Source organism: Rhizobium sp. AG207R (genome assembly GCF_027109195.1).
Taxonomy (GTDB): Bacteria; Pseudomonadota; Alphaproteobacteria; order Rhizobiales; family Rhizobiaceae; genus Rhizobium; species Rhizobium dioscoreae.
Window position 1 is genome coordinate 82,359 of record NZ_JAEPVT010000003.1, and the last position, 23,142, is coordinate 105,500.

At 60.9% G+C, this 23,142-nt stretch carries 17 protein-coding genes and 1 tRNA gene; 11 read left to right on the forward strand and 7 right to left on the reverse strand.

The window, feature by feature from the left end; all coding sequences use genetic code 11:
- Nucleotides 1-194: 194 nt before the first annotated feature.
- Complete coding sequence (locus JJQ51_RS07930) at nucleotides 195-1,508, forward strand: L,D-transpeptidase family protein (RefSeq protein ID WP_113333935.1); 1,314 nt, start codon at nucleotides 195-197, stop codon at nucleotides 1,506-1,508.
- Complete coding sequence (locus JJQ51_RS07935) at nucleotides 1,501-1,734, forward strand: sulfurtransferase TusA family protein (RefSeq protein ID WP_269244501.1); 234 nt, start codon at nucleotides 1,501-1,503, stop codon at nucleotides 1,732-1,734. Before JJQ51_RS07930 ends, JJQ51_RS07935 begins: the two co-directional genes overlap by 8 nt.
- A 190-nt stretch (nucleotides 1,735-1,924) precedes the next feature.
- Here the strand turns inward: JJQ51_RS07935 and JJQ51_RS07940 are convergent, their stop codons facing one another.
- Both JJQ51_RS07940 and JJQ51_RS07945 read right to left on the reverse strand, forming a co-directional pair.
- Nucleotides 1,925-3,127 (reverse strand): CobW family GTP-binding protein, encoded by a 1,203-nt coding sequence (locus tag JJQ51_RS07940; RefSeq protein WP_269244502.1) that lies wholly within the window; start codon nucleotides 3,125-3,127, stop codon nucleotides 1,925-1,927.
- Nucleotides 3,128-3,142: 15 nt separating this feature from the next.
- Entirely contained in the window at nucleotides 3,143-4,309 is a 1,167-nt protein-coding gene (locus JJQ51_RS07945; RefSeq protein WP_145322054.1) for a D-alanyl-D-alanine carboxypeptidase family protein, read from the reverse strand.
- Nucleotides 4,310-4,504: 195 nt separating this feature from the next.
- On the opposite strand from JJQ51_RS07945, the gene JJQ51_RS07950 reads away from it, so the two are divergent.
- Together JJQ51_RS07950 and JJQ51_RS07955 are read left to right on the forward strand one after the other, a co-directional pair.
- Entirely contained in the window at nucleotides 4,505-5,665 is a 1,161-nt protein-coding gene (locus tag JJQ51_RS07950; RefSeq protein WP_269244503.1) for a M20 aminoacylase family protein, read from the forward strand.
- A gap of 122 nt (nucleotides 5,666-5,787) precedes the next feature.
- Nucleotides 5,788-5,864, forward strand: a tRNA-Arg gene (locus tag JJQ51_RS07955).
- Between the two features lie 362 nt (nucleotides 5,865-6,226).
- Here JJQ51_RS07955 and JJQ51_RS07960 read toward each other — a convergent pair.
- On the reverse strand, nucleotides 6,227-6,493 hold the full coding sequence (locus JJQ51_RS07960; RefSeq protein WP_113354283.1) for a BON domain-containing protein: 267 nt from the start codon (nucleotides 6,491-6,493) through the stop codon (nucleotides 6,227-6,229).
- A gap of 199 nt (nucleotides 6,494-6,692) precedes the next feature.
- Here JJQ51_RS07960 and dxr point away from each other — a divergent pair, with 199 nt between their 5' ends.
- Both dxr and JJQ51_RS07970 read left to right on the forward strand, forming a co-directional pair.
- A complete protein-coding gene (gene dxr, locus JJQ51_RS07965; protein WP_269244504.1) occupies nucleotides 6,693-7,886 on the forward strand; it encodes a 1-deoxy-D-xylulose-5-phosphate reductoisomerase in 1,194 nt (397 codons plus the stop codon).
- Nucleotides 7,887-8,006: 120 nt separating this feature from the next.
- Nucleotides 8,007-8,636: a LysE family translocator gene (locus JJQ51_RS07970; protein ID WP_269244505.1), complete on the forward strand. Its 630-nt coding sequence runs from the start codon at nucleotides 8,007-8,009 to the stop codon at nucleotides 8,634-8,636.
- Between the two features lie 88 nt (nucleotides 8,637-8,724).
- Here the strand turns inward: JJQ51_RS07970 and hemA are convergent, their stop codons facing one another.
- From hemA to JJQ51_RS07990, 4 genes are all read right to left on the reverse strand, one after another.
- Nucleotides 8,725-9,936 carry a 5-aminolevulinate synthase gene (gene hemA / locus JJQ51_RS07975; RefSeq protein WP_113333934.1) on the reverse strand — a complete coding sequence of 404 codons (1,212 nt, stop codon included), beginning with the start codon at nucleotides 9,934-9,936 and terminating at the stop codon, nucleotides 8,725-8,727.
- A gap of 219 nt (nucleotides 9,937-10,155) precedes the next feature.
- Complete coding sequence (locus JJQ51_RS07980) at nucleotides 10,156-10,950, reverse strand: FAD binding domain-containing protein (RefSeq protein ID WP_269244506.1); 795 nt, start codon at nucleotides 10,948-10,950, stop codon at nucleotides 10,156-10,158.
- 20 nt (nucleotides 10,951-10,970) lie between these two features.
- The gene (locus tag JJQ51_RS07985) at nucleotides 10,971-13,316 is read right to left on the reverse strand and encodes a xanthine dehydrogenase family protein molybdopterin-binding subunit (RefSeq protein ID WP_269244507.1); all 2,346 of its coding nucleotides are present in this window, start codon (nucleotides 13,314-13,316) and stop codon (nucleotides 10,971-10,973) included.
- 81 nt (nucleotides 13,317-13,397) lie between these two features.
- Nucleotides 13,398-13,886, reverse strand: a complete 489-nt coding sequence (locus JJQ51_RS07990; protein ID WP_183809775.1) for a (2Fe-2S)-binding protein — start codon at nucleotides 13,884-13,886, stop codon at nucleotides 13,398-13,400.
- A 298-nt stretch (nucleotides 13,887-14,184) separates the two neighbouring features.
- On the opposite strand from JJQ51_RS07990, the gene JJQ51_RS07995 reads away from it, so the two are divergent.
- The 5 genes from JJQ51_RS07995 (at nucleotide 14,185) to JJQ51_RS08015 (ending at nucleotide 23,081) form a co-directional block, all read left to right on the forward strand.
- The gene (locus tag JJQ51_RS07995; RefSeq protein WP_113333910.1) at nucleotides 14,185-14,472 is read left to right on the forward strand and encodes a glycine zipper domain-containing protein; all 288 of its coding nucleotides are present in this window, start codon (nucleotides 14,185-14,187) and stop codon (nucleotides 14,470-14,472) included.
- Nucleotides 14,473-14,797: 325 nt separating this feature from the next.
- Nucleotides 14,798-16,723 carry an autotransporter assembly complex protein TamA gene (locus tag JJQ51_RS08000; RefSeq protein ID WP_269244508.1) on the forward strand — a complete coding sequence of 642 codons (1,926 nt, stop codon included), beginning with the start codon at nucleotides 14,798-14,800 and terminating at the stop codon, nucleotides 16,721-16,723.
- A gap of 65 nt (nucleotides 16,724-16,788) precedes the next feature.
- Nucleotides 16,789-20,973: a translocation/assembly module TamB domain-containing protein gene (locus tag JJQ51_RS08005; protein ID WP_269244509.1), complete on the forward strand. Its 4,185-nt coding sequence runs from the start codon at nucleotides 16,789-16,791 to the stop codon at nucleotides 20,971-20,973.
- Between the two features lie 329 nt (nucleotides 20,974-21,302).
- Nucleotides 21,303-22,238 (forward strand): arginase, encoded by a 936-nt coding sequence (gene rocF, locus JJQ51_RS08010; protein WP_113354439.1) that lies wholly within the window; start codon nucleotides 21,303-21,305, stop codon nucleotides 22,236-22,238.
- Between the two features lie 366 nt (nucleotides 22,239-22,604).
- A complete protein-coding gene (locus tag JJQ51_RS08015; RefSeq protein ID WP_095436032.1) occupies nucleotides 22,605-23,081 on the forward strand; it encodes a chemotaxis protein CheW in 477 nt (158 codons plus the stop codon).
- Nucleotides 23,082-23,142: the final 61 nt, after the last annotated feature.

Sequence of the window (23,142 nt, forward strand, 5' to 3'; positions counted from 1 at the left end):
TGAGGCCAAACCTTGGCCACATTTCCGTTATCGAAGCTTTTATGGCAAAGAAAAGCTTGCCGACGCGCTGCGGGCACGTCATAGGCTGGTAAGGAATTTTCAAGTATAAGCCATCTATGATTCCGTTTCATGCTTCGAGGGGAGTGGCGAAACAGATCGAACTGCCACTCTTCGCATTTATGGACCAGGTCAGAATGCGCATTCGTCACCTTGCCTATGTTTCCCTGATGGCGCTAGCACTCGCCGGCTGCAACGACGCGCTGGATACCGCGTCGATCGACCTGTCGAAGGTGAAGAACAAGGTCGAACAGCCGCTTCCAAGCCATATCCTCGCCGACATGGCCAAGAAGGGCATGGACCGCAACTCGCCGATCATGATCCGCATCTTCAAGGAAGAAGGCGTGATGGAGATCCTGAAGGCGAACCAGAACAACCGTTTCGAAGTCATCGCGGATTACAAGATCTGCGCCTGGTCCGGCCGTCTGGGCCCGAAGGTGAAGGAAGGCGACCGGCAGGCGCCGGAAGGCTTCTACATGCTGACGCCGGCCAACCTGAACCCGAATTCGAAATACTATCTCGCCATCAACACCGGCTTCCCGAACCGCTACGATGCAGCCAATGGCCGCACCGGCAACAATCTGATGATCCACGGCGCCTGCTCGTCGTCCGGCTGCTATTCCATGACCGACCAGCAGGTGCTGGAGATCTATGCCTTCGCGCGCGACGCCTTCAAGGGCGGCCAGAAGGCCGTTCAGCTCGAAGCCTTCCCCTTCCGCATGACGGCGGAAAACATGTGGAAGCATCGCCTCAGCCCCAATATCGAATTCTGGAAGATGCTGAAGGTTGGCTACGACAATTTCGAAGTCACCAAGCGCCCGCCCGAGGTCGAGGTCTGCGAGAAGAAATACGTCTTCAACCAGCAGGCCAGCGGTCCGTTCAACGCCAGTGGCAAATGCCCTGTCATGACGACACCGCCCGCCCTGCAGATGGCGCTTGCGACCTATGACAAGCAGTATCAGGCAGACTATGCCGCTGCCTCGAAGAAGTTCGACGGCATGGCCTGGTACGACCCGACCGAAGCCGAGCGCAAGGCCGTCGTCGCCAAGCAGCGCAAGGGCCACGATATCGCCTATGCTCCCACAGGCACCGCCCTTGCCGCCGGTAAGATGATGAAGGTCGCCGATCTCGAATCGATGATGGCGAACCAGTCGGCCCAGCAGATCGCGCGCGGTGGCACGGCAGTAAGCCCGACGGGTAACCCGACGACGGCAAGCATTCGCGTGGCCACGGCAACTCCTGCGACAGGTGCTCCGATGGCACCTGCGCAGCAGCCCGCGGCCGGCCCGATCGTTGCAGCCAACGTTCCGGCAAATGTGCCGATTCCGACGGCAAACCCCATGAACCCCAGCCTCAACGCGCTCGCCTACGCGCCAGCGCCTCCTGTCGAGACCGCGCAGACCGAGGCCAAGAAACCGCCTTTCTGGAAGTTCTGGGCCAAGAGTGAATAGTCCGGATACCGAGATCTACAATCTGCGCGGCCTGAAATGCCCCTATCCGGCGATCAAGACGGAGAAGCGTCTGCGCGGCATGGCAAGCGGCGCGACATTGACCGTGGAAACCACGGATCCGCTCGCCGTCATCGACATCCCGCATCTCTGCAACGAGAAGGGCCACACGCTTCTCGAGAGCGAGAAGACGGATGGCGGCCATCGCTTCGTGATTCGCAAGGGGTGATCTCTAGCAGCTGGTGGCCATCCCAATGGTTCGAGGGTCGCTACGCTCCCGCCTCACCATGAGGATGGAGCGACTGCGGATTTCCCTTATCGCGCCACCCTCTCTTCGATCATGGCCGACAGTGTGGCCAAGACCAGCCTCACCCTGAGCCTGTCGAAGGGCGGGGCGGGTTGTTAGATCTCATCGAGATTTAAAACTTCATCCCCGGCACGGCGAGCGGATTATCCTCCAGCGCCGCCCTATCAGGCGTATCGACGCGCGGCTTACTGAGGAAGGCGTCAAATAGGCCCTTCACGAAATCTTCCGGCAAATCCTTCGTGATGATGACCATGCGCGTGCGGCGGTCTTCGGGATCGGGCCATGCCGGCAGGCGCACCGGCGCATGAAAGATATTCTGCACGCCATGCAGCACGACAGGGCGTTCCGGCCGATCCGACACTGCAACGATCGCCTTCATGCGCAGGAGCTTTTCGCCATGCGCCGAACGCAGCAGATCGATGAACATTTCGAGCGCCATCGGATCGATAGGCTGAATCTCGACGATCGAGAACGACCGGATCGAGCTGTCATGCCGCGTGACGTCATGGGCGTGCTGATGCCGGTGGCCGTGGTGGTGCCCATGATGGTGATGGTGGTGTCCATGATCGCCATGATGATGGTCATGATCATGGTCGTGGTGATCGTGCTCATCATGGTGATGATGATCGTCGTCCGCTTCCAGCTCGTCCTGCAGCCAGCGGCCGACATCGGCGATCTTTGAAGCCGGGTCGTAGAGGCCGTTGACCAGAATGGCGGCGCGTCCCGCCTCGTCGCTATCGGCATTCAGGATCTGCGCGCGCGGATTGAGCGCCCTCAGCCTGCTCTCCAGCTGCGCCTCCGGCACGGCGCCGGCAATCCCCGTCTTGGACACAATCAGCCGGTCGGCGACTGCGACCTGCTTGCGCGCTTCTTCGTGATTGTCGAGCGTCTGCAGCCCGTTGACCGCATCGACGACGGTAATGACGCCATCGAGATCGAAATTGTTGGCGATGATCGGATTGCCCATGATCGACTGCATGACGGGAGCAGGATCGGCAAGGCCGGTCGTTTCGATGACGACGCGCTTCAGCGGCCGGATGCGGCCGGTCTGCATCGCGTCCATCAGGTTCGCCAGCGTGTCCACCAACTCGCCGCGCACCGTGCAGCACAGGCAGCCATCGGAAAGCTCGATGATGGAATCGCCGGAGCTTTCCACCAGCAGATGATCGATACCGACATCGCCGAACTCGTTGATGATGACGGCCGCATCGCGCATGGCCTCATCCTTGAGGATGCGGTTGAGCAGGGTCGATTTACCCGCACCGAGGAAGCCGGTCAGGATGGCAACCGGCACTCTTTGCTGCGAAACGCTCATGATTCCTGTCCGATATTAGAAAGTGGGCCGCGGCATCGGAACCGGCACATTGGACGCGCTGCCGGAGATCGCGATCTTGTTGTCCCTGGTCGCCTTGTCGCCTCTGGCCGTGACATCGTCCTTGTCGCTCTTAGCGGCCGTCGCGATATCCTGGCCGCCGATCAGGCCGGCATAGACGAAATTGGGCTCATGATCCATTTCGTGGATATAGGGCGATTGTACCTTGGTGCGACCGAAGGGATCGCGGGTCTCGCTGCGCGCCTGCGCGCCCTTGGTGCTGCAGATGTCGGCCGTGACATCGGCGACATCGGCCGCAAGCGGCGCGTCAGGTCTCAAGGTTGCGAGCGTGTCGCGGGTGGAAAGCTGGTTCTGGAAGCCTTTTTCCAGGAGATTGGCGGAATCGTCGGCGCGTGCCGCCAGGCTGTCGGTGCCGAGAACGACCGAGATCAGCGTACGGCCGTTGCGGGTTGCCGAGGCGATCTGGTTGAAGCCGGCAGCGCAGATGAAGCCGGTTTTCATGCCGTCGGCGCCGTCGAAACGGCCAATGAGCATGTTGATGTTCGGCACCTGCTTGACGCCGTTGGTGAAGCCCTCGAGCGAGAAATAGCCGGCATATTGCGGGAACTCGCGGCGCAGCGCCACGCTGAGGATCGCAAGATCGCGCGCCGTCGTATACTGTCCTTTGCCGGGCAGACCGTTCGGATTGATGAAATGCGAGTCGCGCATGCCGAGGCGCGCGGCTTCCGCATTCATCCGCGCCACGAAGCCCTGCTGCGAGCCGCCGACCGTCTCTGCGACCGCCATGGCAAGATCGTTTGCCGATTTGACCAGCATCATCTTCAAGGCGTTGTCGAGCGTCATCTTCTGGCCCGGCTTGAAGTACATCTTCGCCGGCGGCTGTGCGGCAGCAAGCTTCGACATGACGACGGGCGTATCGAGCCGGATCTGACCGGACTGAATGGCCCGGAAGGTCACATAGGTCGTCATCAGCTTCGTGAGCGAGGCGGGATACCAGCGGCGAAACGCCTCCTGCTGGTCGAGAACGCGTCCGGTGCTGACATCGACGAGAATATGCGGATTGGCTCCGGCCGTTTGCGCGGTCGACAGGAAAAGCATGGATGCTGCTGCGGCCATAGGAACGAGCCGCAGGGCGGCATACAAACGATTCTGCTTCGTCGGCACGATCTATCCTTCAGAAGTCCGGAATTTTCTCGAAAGCTTCGTCTATTTAACCTATATGGCTAGGAGAAGGCAAAGGCGATTGACGACTTTATTTCCCGATGGCACGCCGCCAAGGCCACGATAAGCTGGCCAAGGCTGTGCCAAGGACCCGCAGGTTGAACCAGAATCGATATTGAGCAGCAGGAAAATCAGCATATGCCGATCTTGAACAGAGCCGCAGAACTCCAGGGCGAAGTGACCGAGTGGCGCCGCCATATCCATGCGCATCCCGAACTCCTCTATGCGGTCGAGAATACGGCCGCTTTCGTGGCCGAGAAACTGCGCGCCTTCGGCGTCGACGAGGTGGTGACCGGCATCGGCCGCACCGGCGTCGTCGGCCTGATCCGTGGCAAGGGCGAGGGCCGCACGATCGGCTTGCGCGCCGACATGGACGCCCTGCCGCTCACCGAAATCACCGGCAAGCCCTATGCCTCCCAGACTCCGGGCAAGATGCATGCCTGCGGCCATGACGGCCACACCGCCATGCTGCTGGGGGCTGCGAAATACCTCGCCGAGAACCGCAATTTCAACGGCAACATCGCCGTCATCTTCCAGCCGGCCGAAGAAGGTGGCGCCGGCGGCGACGCCATGGTCAAGGACGGCATGATGGAGCGCTTCGAGATCGCCGAAGTCTACGGCATGCACAATATGCCGGGGCTGCCGGTCGGCCATTTTGCCATCCGCAAGGGCGCGATCATGGCGGCGACGGATGAATTCACCGTCTCCATCAAGGGGCTCGGCGGCCATGCCGCCATGCCGCACAAGACGATCGACCCGATCGCCATCGGCGCCCAGATCGTCTCCAATCTACAGCTCATCGCCTCGCGCAGCGCCAATCCGCTGAAATCGGTTGTTGTCTCCGTCACGACATTCAACGCCGGTAATGCCCACAACGTCATCCCCAACGATGCGAGCTTCACCGGCACAGTGCGCACGCTCGATCCCGAGATGCGCGACCTTGCCGAACAGCGCTTCAAGCAGATCGTGACAGGCATCGCGACGAGCCACGGCGCGGAAGTCGAGATCGAATTCCAGCGCAACTACCCCGTCACCTTCAATCACGCCGACGAGACCGATCACGCGATCGCGGTGGCCGAGGAAATCGCCGGCGCGGGCAATGTCATCCCGAATATCGACCCGATGATGGGCGGCGAGGATTTCTCCTACATGCTGCTCGCCCGCCCCGGCGCCTTCATCTTCGTCGGCAATGGCGATAGCGCCGGCTTGCACAACCCGGCCTACGACTTCAACGACGAAGCCATCGCCCACGGCATATCCTACTGGGTACGCCTCGCCGAACAGCGCCTCAACGCCTGAGGCCTGCCTCGATACCTCCGCGTAGTCTTTGAGGCTGCGCGGAGCCTGCTCAAGGCAGATTGTCTCCACGACGCAAAAGGGCTTGGCTTCGGGCCTTGGCTTTTGTATGGATCATGCCGAGTGGTCTCGTAGCTCAGCAGGATAGAGCATCAGATTCCTAATCTGAGGGTCACGCGTTCGAATCGCGTCGAGATCACCATTATACTCAAGCACTCAGTATCGCTCTTAGTCCGCGTTTCGAGCTGGCGAAGGTTGCGGCGATCACGATCTTTTCATGCGTTTCGCCTCGAGAACGGAGTATCCCGTGAGCCCCAAGGCAAGCGTACATGAAACGACGCCGTTGCCGCGTCCTCCTTCTCCCCTCGGGGAGAAGGTGCCGACAGGCGGATGAGGGGGGTGTTGCCAAGGGTGCGAAAACCCCACATTCAAATCGGTCAGCCCCCTCATCCGACCCTTCGGGCCACCTTCTCCCCGAGGGGAGAAGGAACTTTCGCCCATATGCGATCACTCTGCCGTGAGCCCCATCGGGCGCCGCGTAAACGCGAACTTAAAAGGCGGATATCACCCCACAGCGATCCTGTTCCTCACCAACCGCACACCGGGAATGGATTCTGCCACCGCGGTTGCCCGCGTCACCTCCTGATAGGTCGCGACCGAACCGTGCAGGCGGATTTCCTGGCCTGCCGCAATCACGGTAACATCGGAAGCATCGATTCCGCCGGCAACGGCGAGCGCATTGGCAACCGCAGATTCCAGCGCCGAGCGCCTGGCCTGGTCGTTTTCCAGATAGAGCTCCATACCGTGAAACGTTGCCGCCTTGAAAACCATTCATCGCCCTCCTCAGTCGAGTGGTCGGAAAACGCAGCAGTTTGCATTTGGTTCAATGGAGATTGAAAAAAATATGACTAATTCACACGGTCGCTTTTCGCGTGTATCGCCCGGGGGAGCGGTTGCATGGCTCCGGACTTGCCGCTCCGCCCAATCCCCTGTAGAGCCTTGGAGAACAGCAGCAAATGCGGATACCTGAATGAACACCGGCAGCACGGCGCGTCGTCGCCTGACGATATTGGGTTCGACCGGCTCCATCGGCCAGAATACGCTCGACGTCATTGCCCAGCTGGGCGGGCGTGAGGCCTTCGATATCGCGGCAATCACCGGACATGACAATATCGGCCTGCTGGCCACACAGGCAAAGGCCTGCGGTGCCGCCTTTGCGGTGACGGCCAATGAGGAGCGCTATCAGGATCTGAAGGATGCGCTGGCCGGATCGGGCATTGCCGTCGGCGCGGGCAAGAATGCCTTGATAGAGGCCGCCTCCATGCCCTCGGACTGGGCGATGGCGGCGATCGTCGGCACAGCCGGCCTGGCGCCGACGCTGGCAGCTGCCCGCCGCGGCGCCGATATCGCGCTTGCCAACAAGGAATGTCTTGTCTCCGCGGGCGATCTCTTCGTGCGCGCCGTGGCCGAAGGCGGCGGCCGGCTGATCCCCGTCGATAGCGAGCACAGCGCGATTTTCCAGGCACTAGAGGACGACCAGCAGCACGCGGTGGAGCGCATCATCATCACCGCATCGGGCGGCCCCTTCCGCACCTGGACGCGGGAGCAGATGGCGAATGTCACGCCGGCGATCGCGCGTGCCCATCCCAATTGGTCGATGGGCTTAAAGATTTCGATCGGCAGCGCCTCCATGTTCAACAAGGCGCTGGAGATGATCGAGGCCAAGCACTTGTTCGATGTCCGCCCTGATCAGATCGAAGTGGTGGTGCACCCCCAATCCGTCATCCATTCCATGGTCGGCTATACGGACGGCTCGGTGCTGGCGCAGCTCGGCTGTCCCGACATGCGCACCGCCATCGGCTATGCGCTGACCTATCCCGCCCGCACCAGGCTCAATGTCGACCGGCTGGATTTCGCCAAGCTCGCCCGGCTCGATTTCGAGGCGCCGGACGAAGTGCGTTTCCCCGCGCTGCGCCTTGCCCGCACCGCACTGGAGCGCGGCGGCCTTCAGGGCGCGATCATGAATGCGGCCGAAGAAATCGCCTTCCACGCCTTCGTCGACAGCCGCATCGGCTTCCTCGAAATGGCCGATATCGCCGAAGCCGTCATGGAGGAGATGATTGCGATCGGCAGCGCCGATACCATGGATGCGGTCTTTGCCGCCGATGAGGAAGCGCGCGGCCGCGCCGCCGTGCTCATCTCCCAGCGGGAAAAGGCTGCGTAAGCATAATCTTACAATAGATCGCAACGTTCCGCATTCGCTACGCAACCGCATATACGGCGGTTGCCATTCCCGGCGATGATGCTAGAGAGGAATTCCGGCTTCACTTTCAAGGGAATCACGATGCCGGACTTTTCCACGATCATTCTTTTTGCCGCCGCCGCGCTGGTGCTCACCGCCACGCCCGGTCCCGACATGCTTCTCATCGCCTCGCGCAGCGTCAGCCAGGGCCGCTCCGCCGGCTTTCTCACCTATGCCGGCATTGCGCTTGGAACCTATTGCCACGCCATGGCGGCAGCCCTCGGACTGTCACGGCTCTTTCTCACCGTGCCGGTCGCTTATGAGATCGTGCGTTGGGCAGGCTGCGCCTACCTGCTCTATCTGGCCGTCAAGACGCTCCGCTCCCAGGGTTCTGCGTTCACACCGTCGGCCGGGCTCAAGCGCCTTTCGGGTAAGCGCATCTTCGTCGAGGGCCTGGCAACCAATATTCTTAACCCGAAATTGGCCCTGTTCGTGCTTGCGCTCTTCCCGCAATTCGTCGATCCCAGCGGCTCGATGATCCTGCAGATGGCCTTGCTCGCCACCATTCTCAACGGGATCGGCTTCCTGGTGAACGGCTCCGTCATCCTGCTTGGCAGCCACATCCGCGGCCGGTTCTCGGCGATCAAGCGCCTTCCGAAGCTGCCGCAATATCTGCTGGCGACGGTATTTGCCGGCCTCGCCTGCCGCCTGGCTTTGGGAAGCCGCGGCTAACGACGGCACAAACAATCATTGCAGAAATCGGCATCGCACCGATATTCCGCAATGAAGCGCATTTTGATTTTGAGGCGGAAGCCGTCTCTTACGCAACGGCCCGGGCAAGCGCACAGCGAGACCAAAGCGCGTGCAGCGCACCGACCAACTGTTCGATATCGCCATCGGAATGCAGCGGCGTCGGCGTGATGCGCAAACGCTCGGTCTTCTTCGGCACAGTCGGATAGTTGATCGGCTGCACATAGACGCCGGCATCGAGCAGCAGATCGGAAATCCACTTGCACTTGGCCGCATCGCCGACCATGACCGGAACCACATGGCTCGGGTTCGGCATGTGCGGAATGCCGGCCGCATCGAGCTGGGCGCGCAGCTTACGCACGCGATCCTGATGGCGCATGCGTTCGAACTGGCTGACCTTGAGGTGTTGGATCGAGGCGACGGCACCCGCAGCCAGAGCCGGCGGCAGCGACGTCGTGAAAATGAAGCCCGACGCAAACGAGCGGATGAAATCACAGAGCGCGGTCGAAGCGGCGATATAGCCGCCCATGACGCCGAATGCCTTGCCGAGTGTGCCTTCGATGACGGTCAGACGATCCATCAATCCCTCGCGCTCGGCAATACCGCCGCCGCGCGGGCCATACATGCCAACGGCATGCACTTCGTCGAGATAGGTCATCGCGCCATACTTGTCGGCGAGGTCGCAGATTTCCTTGATGGGGGCGATATCGCCATCCATGGAATAAACGGATTCGAAAGCGATCAGCTTCGGCGCCTTGGGATCGGCAGCCTTCAGCTTGGCTTCGAGGTCATGCAAATCGTTATGCTTCCAGATGACCTTGTCACACTTCGCATAGCGAATGCCCTCGATCATCGACGCGTGGTTCAGCGCATCCGAGAAGATGATGAGGCCGGGAATGCGCGCGCCGAGCGTGCCGAGCGTCGCCCAGTTGGAGATGTAGCCCGAGGTGAAGATCAGGGCGGATTCCTTGCCGTGGAGATCGGCGAGTTCCTGCTCGAGCAGAACATGGTAGTGGTTGGTGCCAGAAATATTCCGGGTGCCTCCCGCACCCGCGCCACAGTGATCGATCGCCTGCTTCATCGCCTCGATCACTTTCGGATGCTGGCCCATGCCGAGATAGTCGTTGGAGCACCAGACAGTCACTTCCTGCGGGCCATTCGGGGTATGTCTGATAGCGCGGGGAAAATTGCCACGGCGGCGTTCGAGATCTGCGAAAACCCGATAACGGCCCTCATTGTGCAGGCCTTCCAGCTCGCCTTTAAAAAATGCTTCGAAATCCATCATATGCTCCAGTACCGTGCGACCGTTTTCGAGAATGCCGGTTCACACGTCAACCCCTCCGCATTGCTTTCGCGCCCACTGCGGCAAATGGCCCCTAATTTTGAACAATTCCAGACAAGAATAACCATTCACGTCAAATTGACAATCGAAACCATGCTGGAAACACTCTCTCCGGAGCGGAGGGTAAACCCTGCCGCTCCGGGCTTGTTCACGGCGAATCTAGGCGGCAGCCACAGCGCGCTTGGCCATAACCTTGATCAGATTGGCGCGATATTCGGCCGTGGCGTGCAGGTCGGACAGCAGCGCGGATGGGTCCACCGTCACGCCGGTAACCGCGTCCGGCAGAAAGTTCGCCGCAAGCGCCTGCTCCAGTTCGGTATGGCGGAACACGCCGTCCGCACCGGCACCGGTAATGGCAACGCGCACGCCCCCCGCCCCCTTGGCGACGAAGACACCCGTCATCGCATAGCGTGAAGCCGGATTGGGGAATTTTGCGTAAGCTGCCCTTTCCGGTGCGTCGAAGGCGATGGAGGTGATGAGCTCCGCCCCTTCCAGTGCCGTTTCGAACAGACCCCGGAAGAAGTCGTCAGCCGCGATCTGGCGCCGGTCGGTGACGATGGTGGCATTCAGCGCCAGCATTGCCGAGGGATAATCCGCCGACGGGTCATTATTGGCGATGGAGCCGCCGATCGTGCCCATGTGCCGGACATGCGGATCGCCGATCATGCCGGCAAGGTCGCAAAGCGCCGGACAGACCGCACGGATCGCTGCCGAAGAGGCAACCTCCGCATGGGTGGTCGCCGCGCCGATCGTGACCCTGCGGCCATCGACGCGGATTCCCTTGATCGAAGGGATATGCCTGAGATCGACGAGATCGCTCGGCGATGCCAGACGCTGCTTCATGGTGGCGATCAGTGTCATGCCGCCGGAAACATATTTGCCTTCGTCGGCATCAGACAGAAGCTTCACGGCTTCGTCGACCGAGGAGGCGCGATGGTAATTCGTTGCGTACATTGTCCTATCCTCCTCTCGTTTCAGGCCGTGGCCCGTGCCGCTTCCCACACCTTGAGCGGGGTTGCCGGCATGGTCAGCCTGTTGTTGCCGATCGCATCGGTGATGGCGTTCATCAGCGCCGGCGGCGAGCCGATCGCACCCGCCTCGCCGCATCCCTTGATCCCCAGGGGATTGTTCGGGCATGGCGTATTCTGATGCGAAAGCTGGAAGGACGGCAGATCATCGGCGCGCGGCATGGTGTAGTCCATGAAGCTGGCCGTCAGAAGCTGGCCGCTCTCGTCGTAATGTACGCCTTCCAGCAGCGCCTGACCGATACCTTGCGCGATGCCGCCATGCACCTGTCCCTCGACGATCATCGGATTGATGATGTTGCCGAAATCGTCGGCCGCGACGAACTGCACGATCTCGGTCTTGCCCGTTTCCGGATCCACTTCGACCTCGCAGATGTAGCAGCCGGCCGGGAAGGTGAAGTTCGCCGGATCGTAGAAGGCAGTTTCCTTCAGGCCTGGCTCCATACCGGCAGGCAGATTGTGGGCGGTATAGGAGGCGAGCGCCACCTGGAACCATGGCAGCGCCTTGTCGGTGCCTGCCACTTTCACTTCGCCGTTCTCGATGACGATATCGCTCTCATCGGCCTCCATCAGATGTGCGGCGATCTTTTTTGCCTTCGCCTCCACTTTGTCGAGCGCCTTGACGACGGCGGACATGCCGACGGCGCCGGAGCGGGAACCATAAGTGCCCATGCCCATCTGCACCTTGTCGGTATCGCCGTGGACGATGGATACGCTGTCGATCGGCACGCCGAGGCGATCGGCGACCAATTGCGCGAAGGTCGTTTCATGCCCCTGTCCGTGGCTGTGCGAACCGGTAAGCACTTCGATGGTTCCGACCGCGTTCACCCGCACTTCGGCCGATTCCCAGAGGCCGACGCCGGCCCCGAGCGATCCCACGGCCTGCGAGGGCGCGATGCCGCAGGCTTCGATGTAGCAGCTCATGCCGATGCCGCGCTTCATACCGCGGGCGGCGGCTGCTGCCTTGCGGGAAGGGAAACCTGCCCAATCCGCCTGCTGCATGGCGGCGTTGAGTGAAGCCTCGTAGTCGCCGGCATCGTAGTTCATGATGACGGGCGTCTGATGGGGGAAGGAACGGATGAAGTTGATCCTTCTTAGCTCCGCCGGCGAAACGCCGAGTTCGCGCGCAGCCGTTTCCACCGTGCGCTCCAGCAGATAGGTCGCCTCCGGCCGCCCTGCTCCGCGATAGGCGTCGACGGGCACGGTATTGGTATAGACCGTGCGGACATTGGCATGGATTGCCGGGATATCATATTGGCCCGACAGCAGCGTCGCATAGAGATAGGTCGGCACCGCCGAGGAGAAGAGCGACATATAGGCGCCGAGATTGGCGATCGTGTCGACCTTCAGAGCCGTCATGCGGTTCTGTGCATCGAAGGCCATCTTGACCTTGGAGACATGATCGCGACCATGTGCATCGGTGAGGAAGGCTTCCGTGCGATCCGCCGTCCATTTCACAGGCACGCCGGTCTTCTTCGATGCCCAGAGGCAGACGATTTCCTCCGGGTAGATATAGATCTTCGAGCCGAAACCGCCGCCGACATCGGGCGCGATGACGCGCAGCTTGTTTTCCGGCGCGACATTATAGAAGGCGCTCATGACGAGCCGGGCCACATGCGGGTTCTGGCTGGTCGTATAGCAGGTATAATGGTCTTCGGCCGCATCATAGATGCCGAGCGTAGCGCGCGGCTCCATGGCATTCGGCGAAAGCCTGTTGTTATGAATCTCGACTTCGGTGACATGCGCGGCCTCGGCAATCGCCTTGTCGGTCGCCGCTGCATCGCCCAGTTCCCAGTCGAAGATTAAATTATCGGGCGCTTCCGGATGGATCTGTGGCGCGCCGGCTTTCAGCGCATCCACCGCCTCAACAACGGCAGGCAGCTCCTCATAGTCGACTGCCACGGCTTCCGCCGCATCGCGCGCCTCGCCAAGACTATCGGCCACGACGATGGCGACGGCATCGCCGACATAGCGGACGGTATCGACCGCCAGCGGCCGCCACGCGCCCATCTTCATCGGCGATCCATCCTTAGAATGGATCATCCAGCCACAGATCAGATTGCCGATGCCATCATCAAGCAGCTGTTTGCCGTCGAGCACGCCGGTCACGCCCGGCATGGAAAGAGCCGCCGACGCGTCGATGCCCTTGATCTTCGCATGTGCATGCGGGCTGCGAACGAAATAGGCATATTTCATTCCCGGCGTCACCATGTCGTCGGTGTAGCGCCCCTTGCCCGTCAGAAATCGCTTGTCTTCCTTGCGCGCCACGCGCGCGCCAATGCCTTCAACGCCCATCACATCCTCCATTGGGGTTCCGGGCCTGGCAATCCGCCAAGATCACAGCCCGGGCGTTTAGCCAGACGGTCTCGGTGGAATTTATTCGGCCGCTTGGCTTGCGGCGTTCATCGCGGCATTGGCTGAAAGCACCGCCTTGACGATGTTGTGATAGCCGGTGCATCGACAGATATTGCCTTCGAGTTCGCTGCGAACGGTCTTTTCGTCCAGCTTGCCGCCATGACGGTTGATCATGTCGACCGATGTCATCACCATGCCCGGCGTGCAGAAGCCGCATTGCAGGCCATGATGCTCCTTGAAGGCGGCCTGAACCGGATGCAGCTCGCCATTGGCGGCGAGACCCTCGATGGTTGTGATCTTGGAGCCGGAAGCCTGAACGGCCAGGATGGAACAGCTCTTCACCGACTTGCCGTCCATGTGCACGACGCAGGCGCCGCATTGGCTGGTGTCGCAGCCGACATGGGTTCCGGTCAGGCCGAGTTTTTCCCTGATGAAATGGACAAGCAGCGTGCGATTCTCGCACTCACCGCTGACCGAACGGCCGTTCACCGTCAAAGTCACTTTTGCCATATTTTCCTCCTCGCCTCTCCTCCAGAGGCAAGGAGCATCATTTGACTTTTTCGCAATCCAATCAACCTCTACTTTAGAGAGGAGGTGGATTTTCTGCCTCCCGGCAAGCTGTTTTCTTCTCCAGATGGCAAGCCGCCTTTTTTCAGCAATAAAAAAACTGCTATCCACCAATAGACAATCATATTTTGCACGATATTTTCTATCGTTGCAGGACTGTAAAGACAGCCCATCGTGGTGGAGCTGAAGAATTGGGACGACGTTGGCCGGGGTTCGGCTTAACTAACGTTGGAGAGAGTAAATGAAGAAAGTTCTTATGCTCGCATTGGTCGGCTTGTCTATCGCAAGCTGCACGCCGACAGAACAGGGCGCAGGCATCGGCGCGGCATCCGGCGCGATCATCGGCGGCGCGGTCACCGGCAACGTCCGCGGCGCGGCAGTCGGCGCAGCGATCGGTGGCGTTTCCGGCGCCGTCATCGGCAGCGTCCAGGAACAACCCGGCCAGTGCTACTACCGCGACCGCTACGGCCGTCGCTACATCGACGATTGCCCGCGCGGTGGCTATCGCGGTGGTTACGGCGGCTATTGATCGATTGATCGATCTTTCATCGAATTTCGAAGGTCCCGGGCCGCAAGTCCGGGACTTTTTGATTCGGGCCGCAAATGCCTTTGGCAACGCGGCGAAACCTGGTTATCGCATGGTTTTGACAACCCAAGGACGCTGTTTTTCGGGCCGCCTGAATATATGAGAATTCCAGCAAGAACCTCAGCGTTTCGCGCGCTAACGGGCATATTTTCCCTGTTTTTGACTCCAAAACGGTACACCTGAGAGACTTTTGCCTCTATGGTGGCCGCGCGTTAACCCCCGGGAAACGTCAAACTGAGTAAGTTCTCATGTAACCGTAAAGCGGCGTATGCATAAAAGAACTGAACCGAGAAAGAGTATTGCGTATCGGCAGGCAGGAACCGTGGCAGCGGTTGCGGCAATGCTGGCGCTCGGTCCGGTGTGCGCCCAAAATGCCTTTGCATTCAAACTTTTCGGCATCAAGCTCTGGGGTGAAGACGAAACGGCGGATCAGGTTTCCGATCCCGTCCGCTACACGGTGGATTTCAAGTCCGATAATCTCGACAAGGACCTCAAGGAAGCATTGAGCGATAGCTCGATGCTGATCTCCGACGAAAAGAAGCCGGTATCCGGCGACCTTGGCGTCGTCGTGAAGGCGCGCGACGATCGCGACCGGCTGATAGCAGCGCTTTACGAAAAGGCCCGTTACGGCGGCGTGGTCACCATTGCCGTCAACGGCACGCCTCTCGACGCCTTACCGCCGACGCCGACCTTCAGCCGCGCCAAGCCCGTTGCCGTCACCATCAGCGTCGATCCCGGCCCGGTCTTCAAACTCGGCAAGATCAACCTGCTTGGCGACGCCGCGAGGCTGGACCCGGCCAATTATGGCCTCGTGCGGGGCGGCGATGCCGGCTCATTGACCATTCTGAAGGCAGGCGACAAGATGGTCGTCGACTTCAAGAACGAAGGCCACCCACTCGCCAAACTGGACGAGCGCCAGGTCATTGCCGATCATTCGACCAATACCGTGGATGTCTCGCTGAAGGTCGAAAGCGGCCCCGTCGCTCCCTTCGGCAATGTCGGCGTTACCGGCCAGAAGTCGGTCGATCCAGACTTCATTAAGCGCTATGCCCGCATCAACGAAGGCAAGCCCTACTCGCCCGACGAGCTGAAGAAGGCCTCGGACCGCCTGAGAAAGCTCGGCGTCTTTTCAAGCGTTACCATTCGCGAGGCCGACAAGCTGGCGCCGGATGGCAGCATCCCGACGACCATCGAGGTGTCGGAAGGCAAGCAGCGCTTCTTCGGTGTCGGCGCACAATATTCCACCATCGACGGTTTCGGCCTGCAGGGCTATTGGGGACACCGCAACCTGACGGGACGCGCGGATTCGCTGCGCATTGAGGGCTCGGTTTCCCGCATCGGCGAGACCACGGATGTCGGCCAGCTCGACTATACCGCCGGCATCACCTATGTGCGGCCGGCAACCTTCTATCCCTCGGCAACTTTTACCGCCGGCCTCAAGATGCAGAGCCTGCATCCGGACGCCTACGACGCCAACACGGTCACGGCGAGCGGCGGCCTCGCCTATGAAATCAACGATCAGGATACGGTATCTGCCGGCGGCGAGGTGTCCTATGAATCCGATACCACCGATGCTTTCGGAAAACATAATTACCTGACGGTCGCGATCCCGCTCGAATACATCAGGGACACGCGCGACAACAAGCTGGATCCGACCGAAGGTTATCGTGCCTCCATCAGCGCCAAACCGAGCTATGAAGCAATGGGCGGCACGGTTTTCAGCTCCTTCGAAGGTTCGATCACCGGTTACAAGGGCATAGGCGCCAACAACAACGTGGTCTTCGCCGGCAAGCTCGCCGCAGGCTCGTTGCTGGGCGCAAACAGCATCGAGGACATTCCCGCGACCCGGCGTTTCTATGCCGGTGGCGGCGGCTCGGTGCGCGGTTACAGCTATCAGGAAATCTCGCCCTATAACTCCCACGGCGACGAAACTGGCGGACGCTCCTACGTGACAGCCTCCTTCGAAGCGCGGGTGAAGATCACAGACACGATCGGCGTCGTGCCTTTCGTCGATATGGGTAGCGTCACAGACAGCGTCTTGCCCGACGCGTCCGATCTGCGCATTGGCGCTGGCGTCGGCTTGCGCTACGCTACGCCCTTCGGTCCGATCAGGCTCGATGTCGCTGTGCCGTTGAAGAAATATGACAATGGCACATCTTATGGCATCTATGCCGGCATCGGTCAGGCCTTCTGATAAAGCGCAGAGTTGTCGCGGGCCTTTCAGCACACGGTTACGAAATTGAGGTTACTGTCGCTTTCATGAGCATATTGATTCGAATCCTCGGGAAATTGGTGCGCTGGATCGCCTATGCGGTCGTGGCAATCCTTTTGCTCGTGATCGTGGCTGTGCTCGTCGTCGGCCTCGTACCCTCCGCAACCGGTTATGCCGTCGATCAGGTGGCAAAGCTCGCATCTACGCCGGATCGTACCATCGCCATCGCCGCGCCCTCAGGACTGCTGAACGGCAATCTGAGGGTCGGTTCGATCACTGTGTCCGACACGAAAGGCCCCTATGCCAAGGTGCAGAACCTTGCCATCGACTGGTCTCCACTGTCCTTGCTGACCGGCACCTTCCATGCCGATCGCGTCGCAGCCGATGTGGTCGATTTCGAACGGCTGCCGGTTTCGACGGTCGCATCCGCACCGGCAACGCAGCCGGCAAGCTCCAGCGGTTTCTCCCTGCCCATCGCCATCGATATCGGCGCCATCGCCCTGCCTGATCTTCGCATCGGACAGGCCGTTGCCGGGCAGGACTTCGTTCTCGCCGCCGACGGCAGCGTCAAGGCAAACAACAGCAGTATGGGTCTGACACTCAATGCCTTCAGGCACGATGTGCCGGATGCCAAGCTTTCCGCCGATATCGCCTTTGCTCCGGCCGACAATCAGCTGAAACTGAAGACACAGATCTCCGAGCCGCGCGACGGCATGCTGGCCGGGCTGCTGCACCTGCCGGGCGGCCCTGCCGTCAATATCGATCTTTCCGGCGATGGCCCTCTCTCCAACTGGGCCGGCAAGCTGCAGGCGTCACTCGACGGCAAGCCGACAGTCGCCATCAGCGGTCACCACAGCCTCTCCAACGACGGCCTGCGCCACATCGATGTCAAAGGCGGCGGCGATGTCGATTCCCTCCTGCCGCCGACCATGCGCGCGCTCTTTGCCGGCCAGACCACCATCGATCTCTCCGCAACCTTCGACGGCAAGGGCAAGATCGATATCCAGACTGGCAATCTCGCCACCGGCAGCGCCGTGCTTGCCGCATCAGGCACACTCGATCCCGCCGGCAACAATAGCCTCAATGCCAATCTCATCGGCACCTCCGGCCCCGTCGATTTCCGCTGGCCTATGGAAAACGGCGAGGTCCGCGCCCTGATTTCGCGGGTTGACATCGCGCTGACGGGTGCGGCCCAATCGGTGAAGATCGACGCAAAAGCTGCTCTCGACAGCGCCAGCACGCCGCAGGGCAATATCGGACAGATCAATCTCAGTGCCCGCAGCGATGCCTTCAATCTCACCGGCATGTCCGGCCCGCTGCAGCTTCGCCTGGTTGTCGGCCAGACGGCCTTCGTGAGCCCCGACCTCAATCGCCTCATCCGCGCGCCGATTGCGCTGACTGCGCCGCTGCAGCTCTCGCCCGATACGATCGGCTTCAACAATACGACATTGGAAAGCGCCAGCATCGGCGGCACCGTCAACGGCAAATATACGCTGTCGTCGAAGGCGCTGACGGGCAATTTCAAGCTTTTCGCCCTGCCCGGCGTTCTGCCGGATGGTGTCTCGGACAAGTTCGAAGGCACGATCTCCCTGGAAGGCCAGGTCGCCGGCACGGTGCCGACCAAGATGACGCTCTCCAATCTTGCGGTGAAATCCAATGTCGCCGAAATCAATGGCAATGTCGCGCTCAACGACCAATCGCTAACCACAGATCTATCCGGCAAGGTACTCGACCTTTCCAAGCTCGTCCCGAACGCGCAAGGACAGGCCGATATCGGTCTCAAGGCCAAGGGACCGCTCTCTGCACTCGGCATCGACGCGACCGTCAGGGCCGTCAATGTCAAGCTGGCGGGACGGCTGCTCGATACGCTTGACGTCGGCGTGACCGGCACCGCCGATCCCAAGGCACCGCAGGCAAATATCCGGGCAAATGGGGCAATCGACGGCAAGCCGATCCGCATCACCGCCGACGCCGTTTCCAAGGATGGCCGCACCAGTATCCCATCGCTGGCAGCCGAAATCGGCATCAACAAACTGCAAGGCAAACTGGATCTGTCGCCGAGCTTCGAGCCGACAGGCGCGCTGACCTTTGACCTGCCGGATCTCAGCCTTCTGGCCGCGCTTGCCGGCCAGCAGGCCGAGGGTGACCTCAAGGGCTCGCTCGACATCGCCAGCACCGGCGGCAAGATCGGCCTGAAAGTCAATGCAAACGGCAGCGGCATCCGCCGCGACGATCTCGTCATTAGCAAGCCGGCCGTGGCACTTGCCGTCGATGATCTCAAGGCCCTCTCTGCAAATGGCACCATCCGCGCCGATACGATCGCCTCCGGCGCCAACCGCATCGCCGATCTTAACCTGACCTTCACCCAGCAGGGCAGCCGCACGGATTTTGATCTGAAGTCGACCTATGATAGCGCGCCGCTGACGACACACGGCAGCGTCGAAACGGCTGGTGGCCAGACGACGGTGAGCCTCGACTCGTTTGCAGGCGCGCCGCGCACGATACCGGTGAAGCTCGCATCGCCGACGAAGATCGTCATCAAGGACGGCATCGCCTCTCTGAACGGCCTGACCCTTCAGACCGGTGGCGGTTCAGTGACCGTTGATGGCACCGCCGGGCAGGTCCTGAACATCAATGCGAAGATAGCCAACCTGCCCGCGAGCCTGGCCAATGTCTTTGCGCCGACGCTTGCGGCAGAAGGCGTCATCTCGGGCACGATCGCGGTCACCGGCAAGGCCGCCTCACCGGCCGTTGTCTTCCAGACCAACTGGTCGGGAGCAGCAACAAGCCAGACGAAATCCGCCGGCCTCGCCGCGCTCGGCATCAAGGCGGACGGCAAGTTCGCCGATAATGTCGTCACCATCAACACCAACCTGACCGGCCAGAGCGGCCTGGCGCTGAATGGCAGCGGCACCGTCGCTATTGCCGGCAACAAGGCGATGGCGCTGAGGTTTGCCGGTAGTCTGCCGTTCGACGCCTTGGCAGGCCAGCTGGCCGCCCAGGGCCTGGTCATGACGGGTACGGCGAAAATCGACATGCAGATCGGCGGCACGACGGCAGCACCCGCCATTACAGGCTCGATCACCACCGACGGCGCCAAGCTGGTCGATGTACGGCGAAATCTGACCCTCAACGGCCTCGCCGTCACGGTTACGCTCGATGGCCGGCAGGCCGTCATCTCGCGGCTGAGCGGCAACCTCACGAGCGGCGGCAGCGTTTCCGGCAGCGGCACGGTCGGCATTACCCCGGATAGCGGCTTCCCTGCCGATATCCAGATGAAGTTCAACAATGCGACCTATGTCGACGGGACCCTGGTCACCGCGACGGTCAACGGCACGCTCGGCATCAAAGGACCGCTCATGACCGCGCCGATGCTGACGGGCAATCTTAGGATCAACAAGGCATCGATCACCGTGCCGCAGAAGCTGCCGGCCTCGCTGTCTGAGATCAACATCAAGCACAAGAATGCGCCGGCTGCGGTCAACGCCCAGTTCAAGGATCAGAAACCGGAGGCGCCGCGCAGCAAATCGACCACGCTCGGCATCGATCTGCAACTCGAGGCACCCTCGCAGATTTTCGTGCGTGGCCGCGGCATCGATGCCGAACTCGGCGGCAACATCACGGTGCGCGGCACGGCAGCAGAACCAATCGTGTCCGGTGGATTCACCATGCGGCGCGGGCGTCTGACCATCTTGAGCCGTCGGCTTGACTTCACCGATACCAGCAAGATCACCTTCGGCGGCGATCTGACGCCGGCGCTCAACATGGAAGCGACGTCGACGGCAGGCTCCACCACGATAACGGTCGATGTCACCGGGTTGGCGACCGACCCGCAGATCGGCTTCTCCTCATCGCCGGCTCTGCCGCAGGACGAGGTGCTGGCACAGCTGATCTTCGGCCAATCCATGTCGAAACTATCGGCCATGCAGATCGCCCAGCTCGCCGACGCCGCCAGCCAGTTGGCCGGCGGACGCTCCACCTCGCTCTTCGAAGGCCTGCGCAGCCATCTTGGCGTCGACGATCTCGACATCTCGACGGATGCGAACGGCCAGGCACAGGTTGGCGCCGGCAAGTATATCAACAAGCGCACCTATATCGAACTGCAGCAGGGCGCTTCAAACAACACCAAGGCCATCATCAATTTTAACGTCGGTCGCGGCGTGAAGCTGCGCGGTGCGGCGGGATCCGACGGCGCCGGGGAAGCCGGCGTCGTCTACGAGCATGAATATTGAGGAACACTTCTCCCGCGGAAGCAGACCATTATCGAGTGAGAGGAAACGGAGATGTGTGCGTTGTTGCGCAGCGCGAGCTCACATGAAGATTGAGCCGTCGGATTGTCATTCTGCGCAATCAGACTGATCAATCTGTCGAAAGTCGGATGATTCTGGACAATTTTCTATCTTTTTGCTGTCATCCAGACAATTGATAATGCAAGGCAACCTGATTCAGGCCGATCAGCTCTTCACTGGCCGCGAACTGGTCTATCTCATTGTTTTCATGCCGTCCCGGCAAAGCCGCTGCTGGCTTTTCCGGAATCGCTCTAACTCTCGGAGCAATGCCGATGAATACGCAATCCACTCCCGTTACCCTGATCGGCGTTCCCCTGGAGGAAGGCTCCGGCCGCCGCGGCGCCGGCATGGGTCCGACGGCGCTCCGCATCGCAGGCATCGAAACCACCCTGACCGAACTTGGCCATCGCGTCACGGATAGCGGCGACCTGCATCCTGTTCCGGCAGCGGATCTTCCGGACCATCCCCACGCTCACAATCTGAAGATTGTCGGCGCCTTCACGCGTGCGCTGGAAGCGAAGGTCTATGATGTCGCATCGTCTGGCGGCTTCCCGCTGATCCTCGGCGGCGACCACAGTCTCTCCATGGGCAGCGTCTCCGGCATGGCCCGCCATGCGGCGGAGGTCGGCCGCCCGCTCTTCGTGCTCTGGCTCGACGCCCACTCCGATTTCAATTCGCCCGCCACCTCCCCCTCGGGCAATATTCACGGCATGCCCGTTGCATTCTTCTGCGGCGAAGCCGAGATCGAGGGTGTTCTGCCGGCCGGGCGGCCGCTGGTCGACCCGACGAAGGTCTTCCAGGTCGGCATCCGCTCCGTCGACCCGCGCGAGCGCGAGGAAATCCGCGAACACGGCGTCAACGTCTTCGACATGCGTTCCCTCGACGAGCAGGGTGTCGCCGCCATCATGCGCAAGGTGCTTGATACCGTCAGCGAAGCCAACGGCCTGCTGCATGTCAGCTTCGATGTCGATTTCCTCGATCCGGATATCGCGCCGGGCGTCGGAACCACCGTGCCGGGCGGCGCGACCTATCGCGAAGCGCATCTCATCATGGAGATGCTCTCCGACAGCAATCTCGTCTCGTCGCTCGATCTGGTCGAGCTCAACCCGTTCCTCGATGATCGCGGCAAGAGCGCCCGCGTGCTGGTGGAAATGGCCGCAAGCCTCTTTGGCCGGCGCATCTTCGATCGACCGACCCGGGCCGCCTGAGGCGCTGTCCGGCCGGCAAAGGAATCCGGTGATGGATTGCCGGCGGGCGAGCATTCCTATCTGGGGCCACCCTCGTCCTTCGACAGGCTCAGAATGAGGGTGGAGTAAGCCCTTCCTCGATATAGCTACGCTCTTTGGCAGCAGAGCGAGACGATCAGCCTTCATGGTGAGGTGGCGCGTGAGCGCCCTCGAACCACGGGGGCGGGTGGCTGCTCTCCCTTTACAACCTCCATACTTCCAGCATCTTGCTTTGCCAGCCAATACTGTCGAAACCGCTTGTATAGGTTTAGGTTTAAGCAATCTTCTTGCCCTATCGTGCCAATAACGCGCCGCATCGGCGTCACGGGTTCAATGGGAAGAACGTTCATGGCCACGATCAATTCCACCAGCTTCAGCGGCGATACTCTGGAGATCATTGCCTTCCGGCTGCATGATCAGGAATTCTGCGTCAAGACCACCACGATCCGCGAAATACGCGGCTGGGCACCCTCGACGCCGATCCCGCACGCGCCGGCCGATGTCATCGGCGTCATGAACCTGCGCGGTTCGGTCATCCCGATCATCGACCTTGCCTACAAGCTCGGCATGCAGAGCACGGTCGCCAACGAACGCAGCGCCATTGTCGTCGCCGAAGTGCATAACATGGTCATCGGCATGCTGGTCGACCGCGTCTCCGACATCCTGACGATCGCCTCCAGCCAGGTGCAACCGGTGCCGGAAGTGACCGCCTCCTTCGATCGCGCCTATTGCGAAGGCATCATCGCCACGGAGAATGGCATGATCTGCTTCCTGAACCTCGCCAAGATGTTCAAGGAAAACGAAACAGATGAACTTGCCGCATAACTTCGCCGCATAGTCCTTTTTAAAAAACCGCCGCTCTCTCGCGGCGGTTTTCTCGCAATTC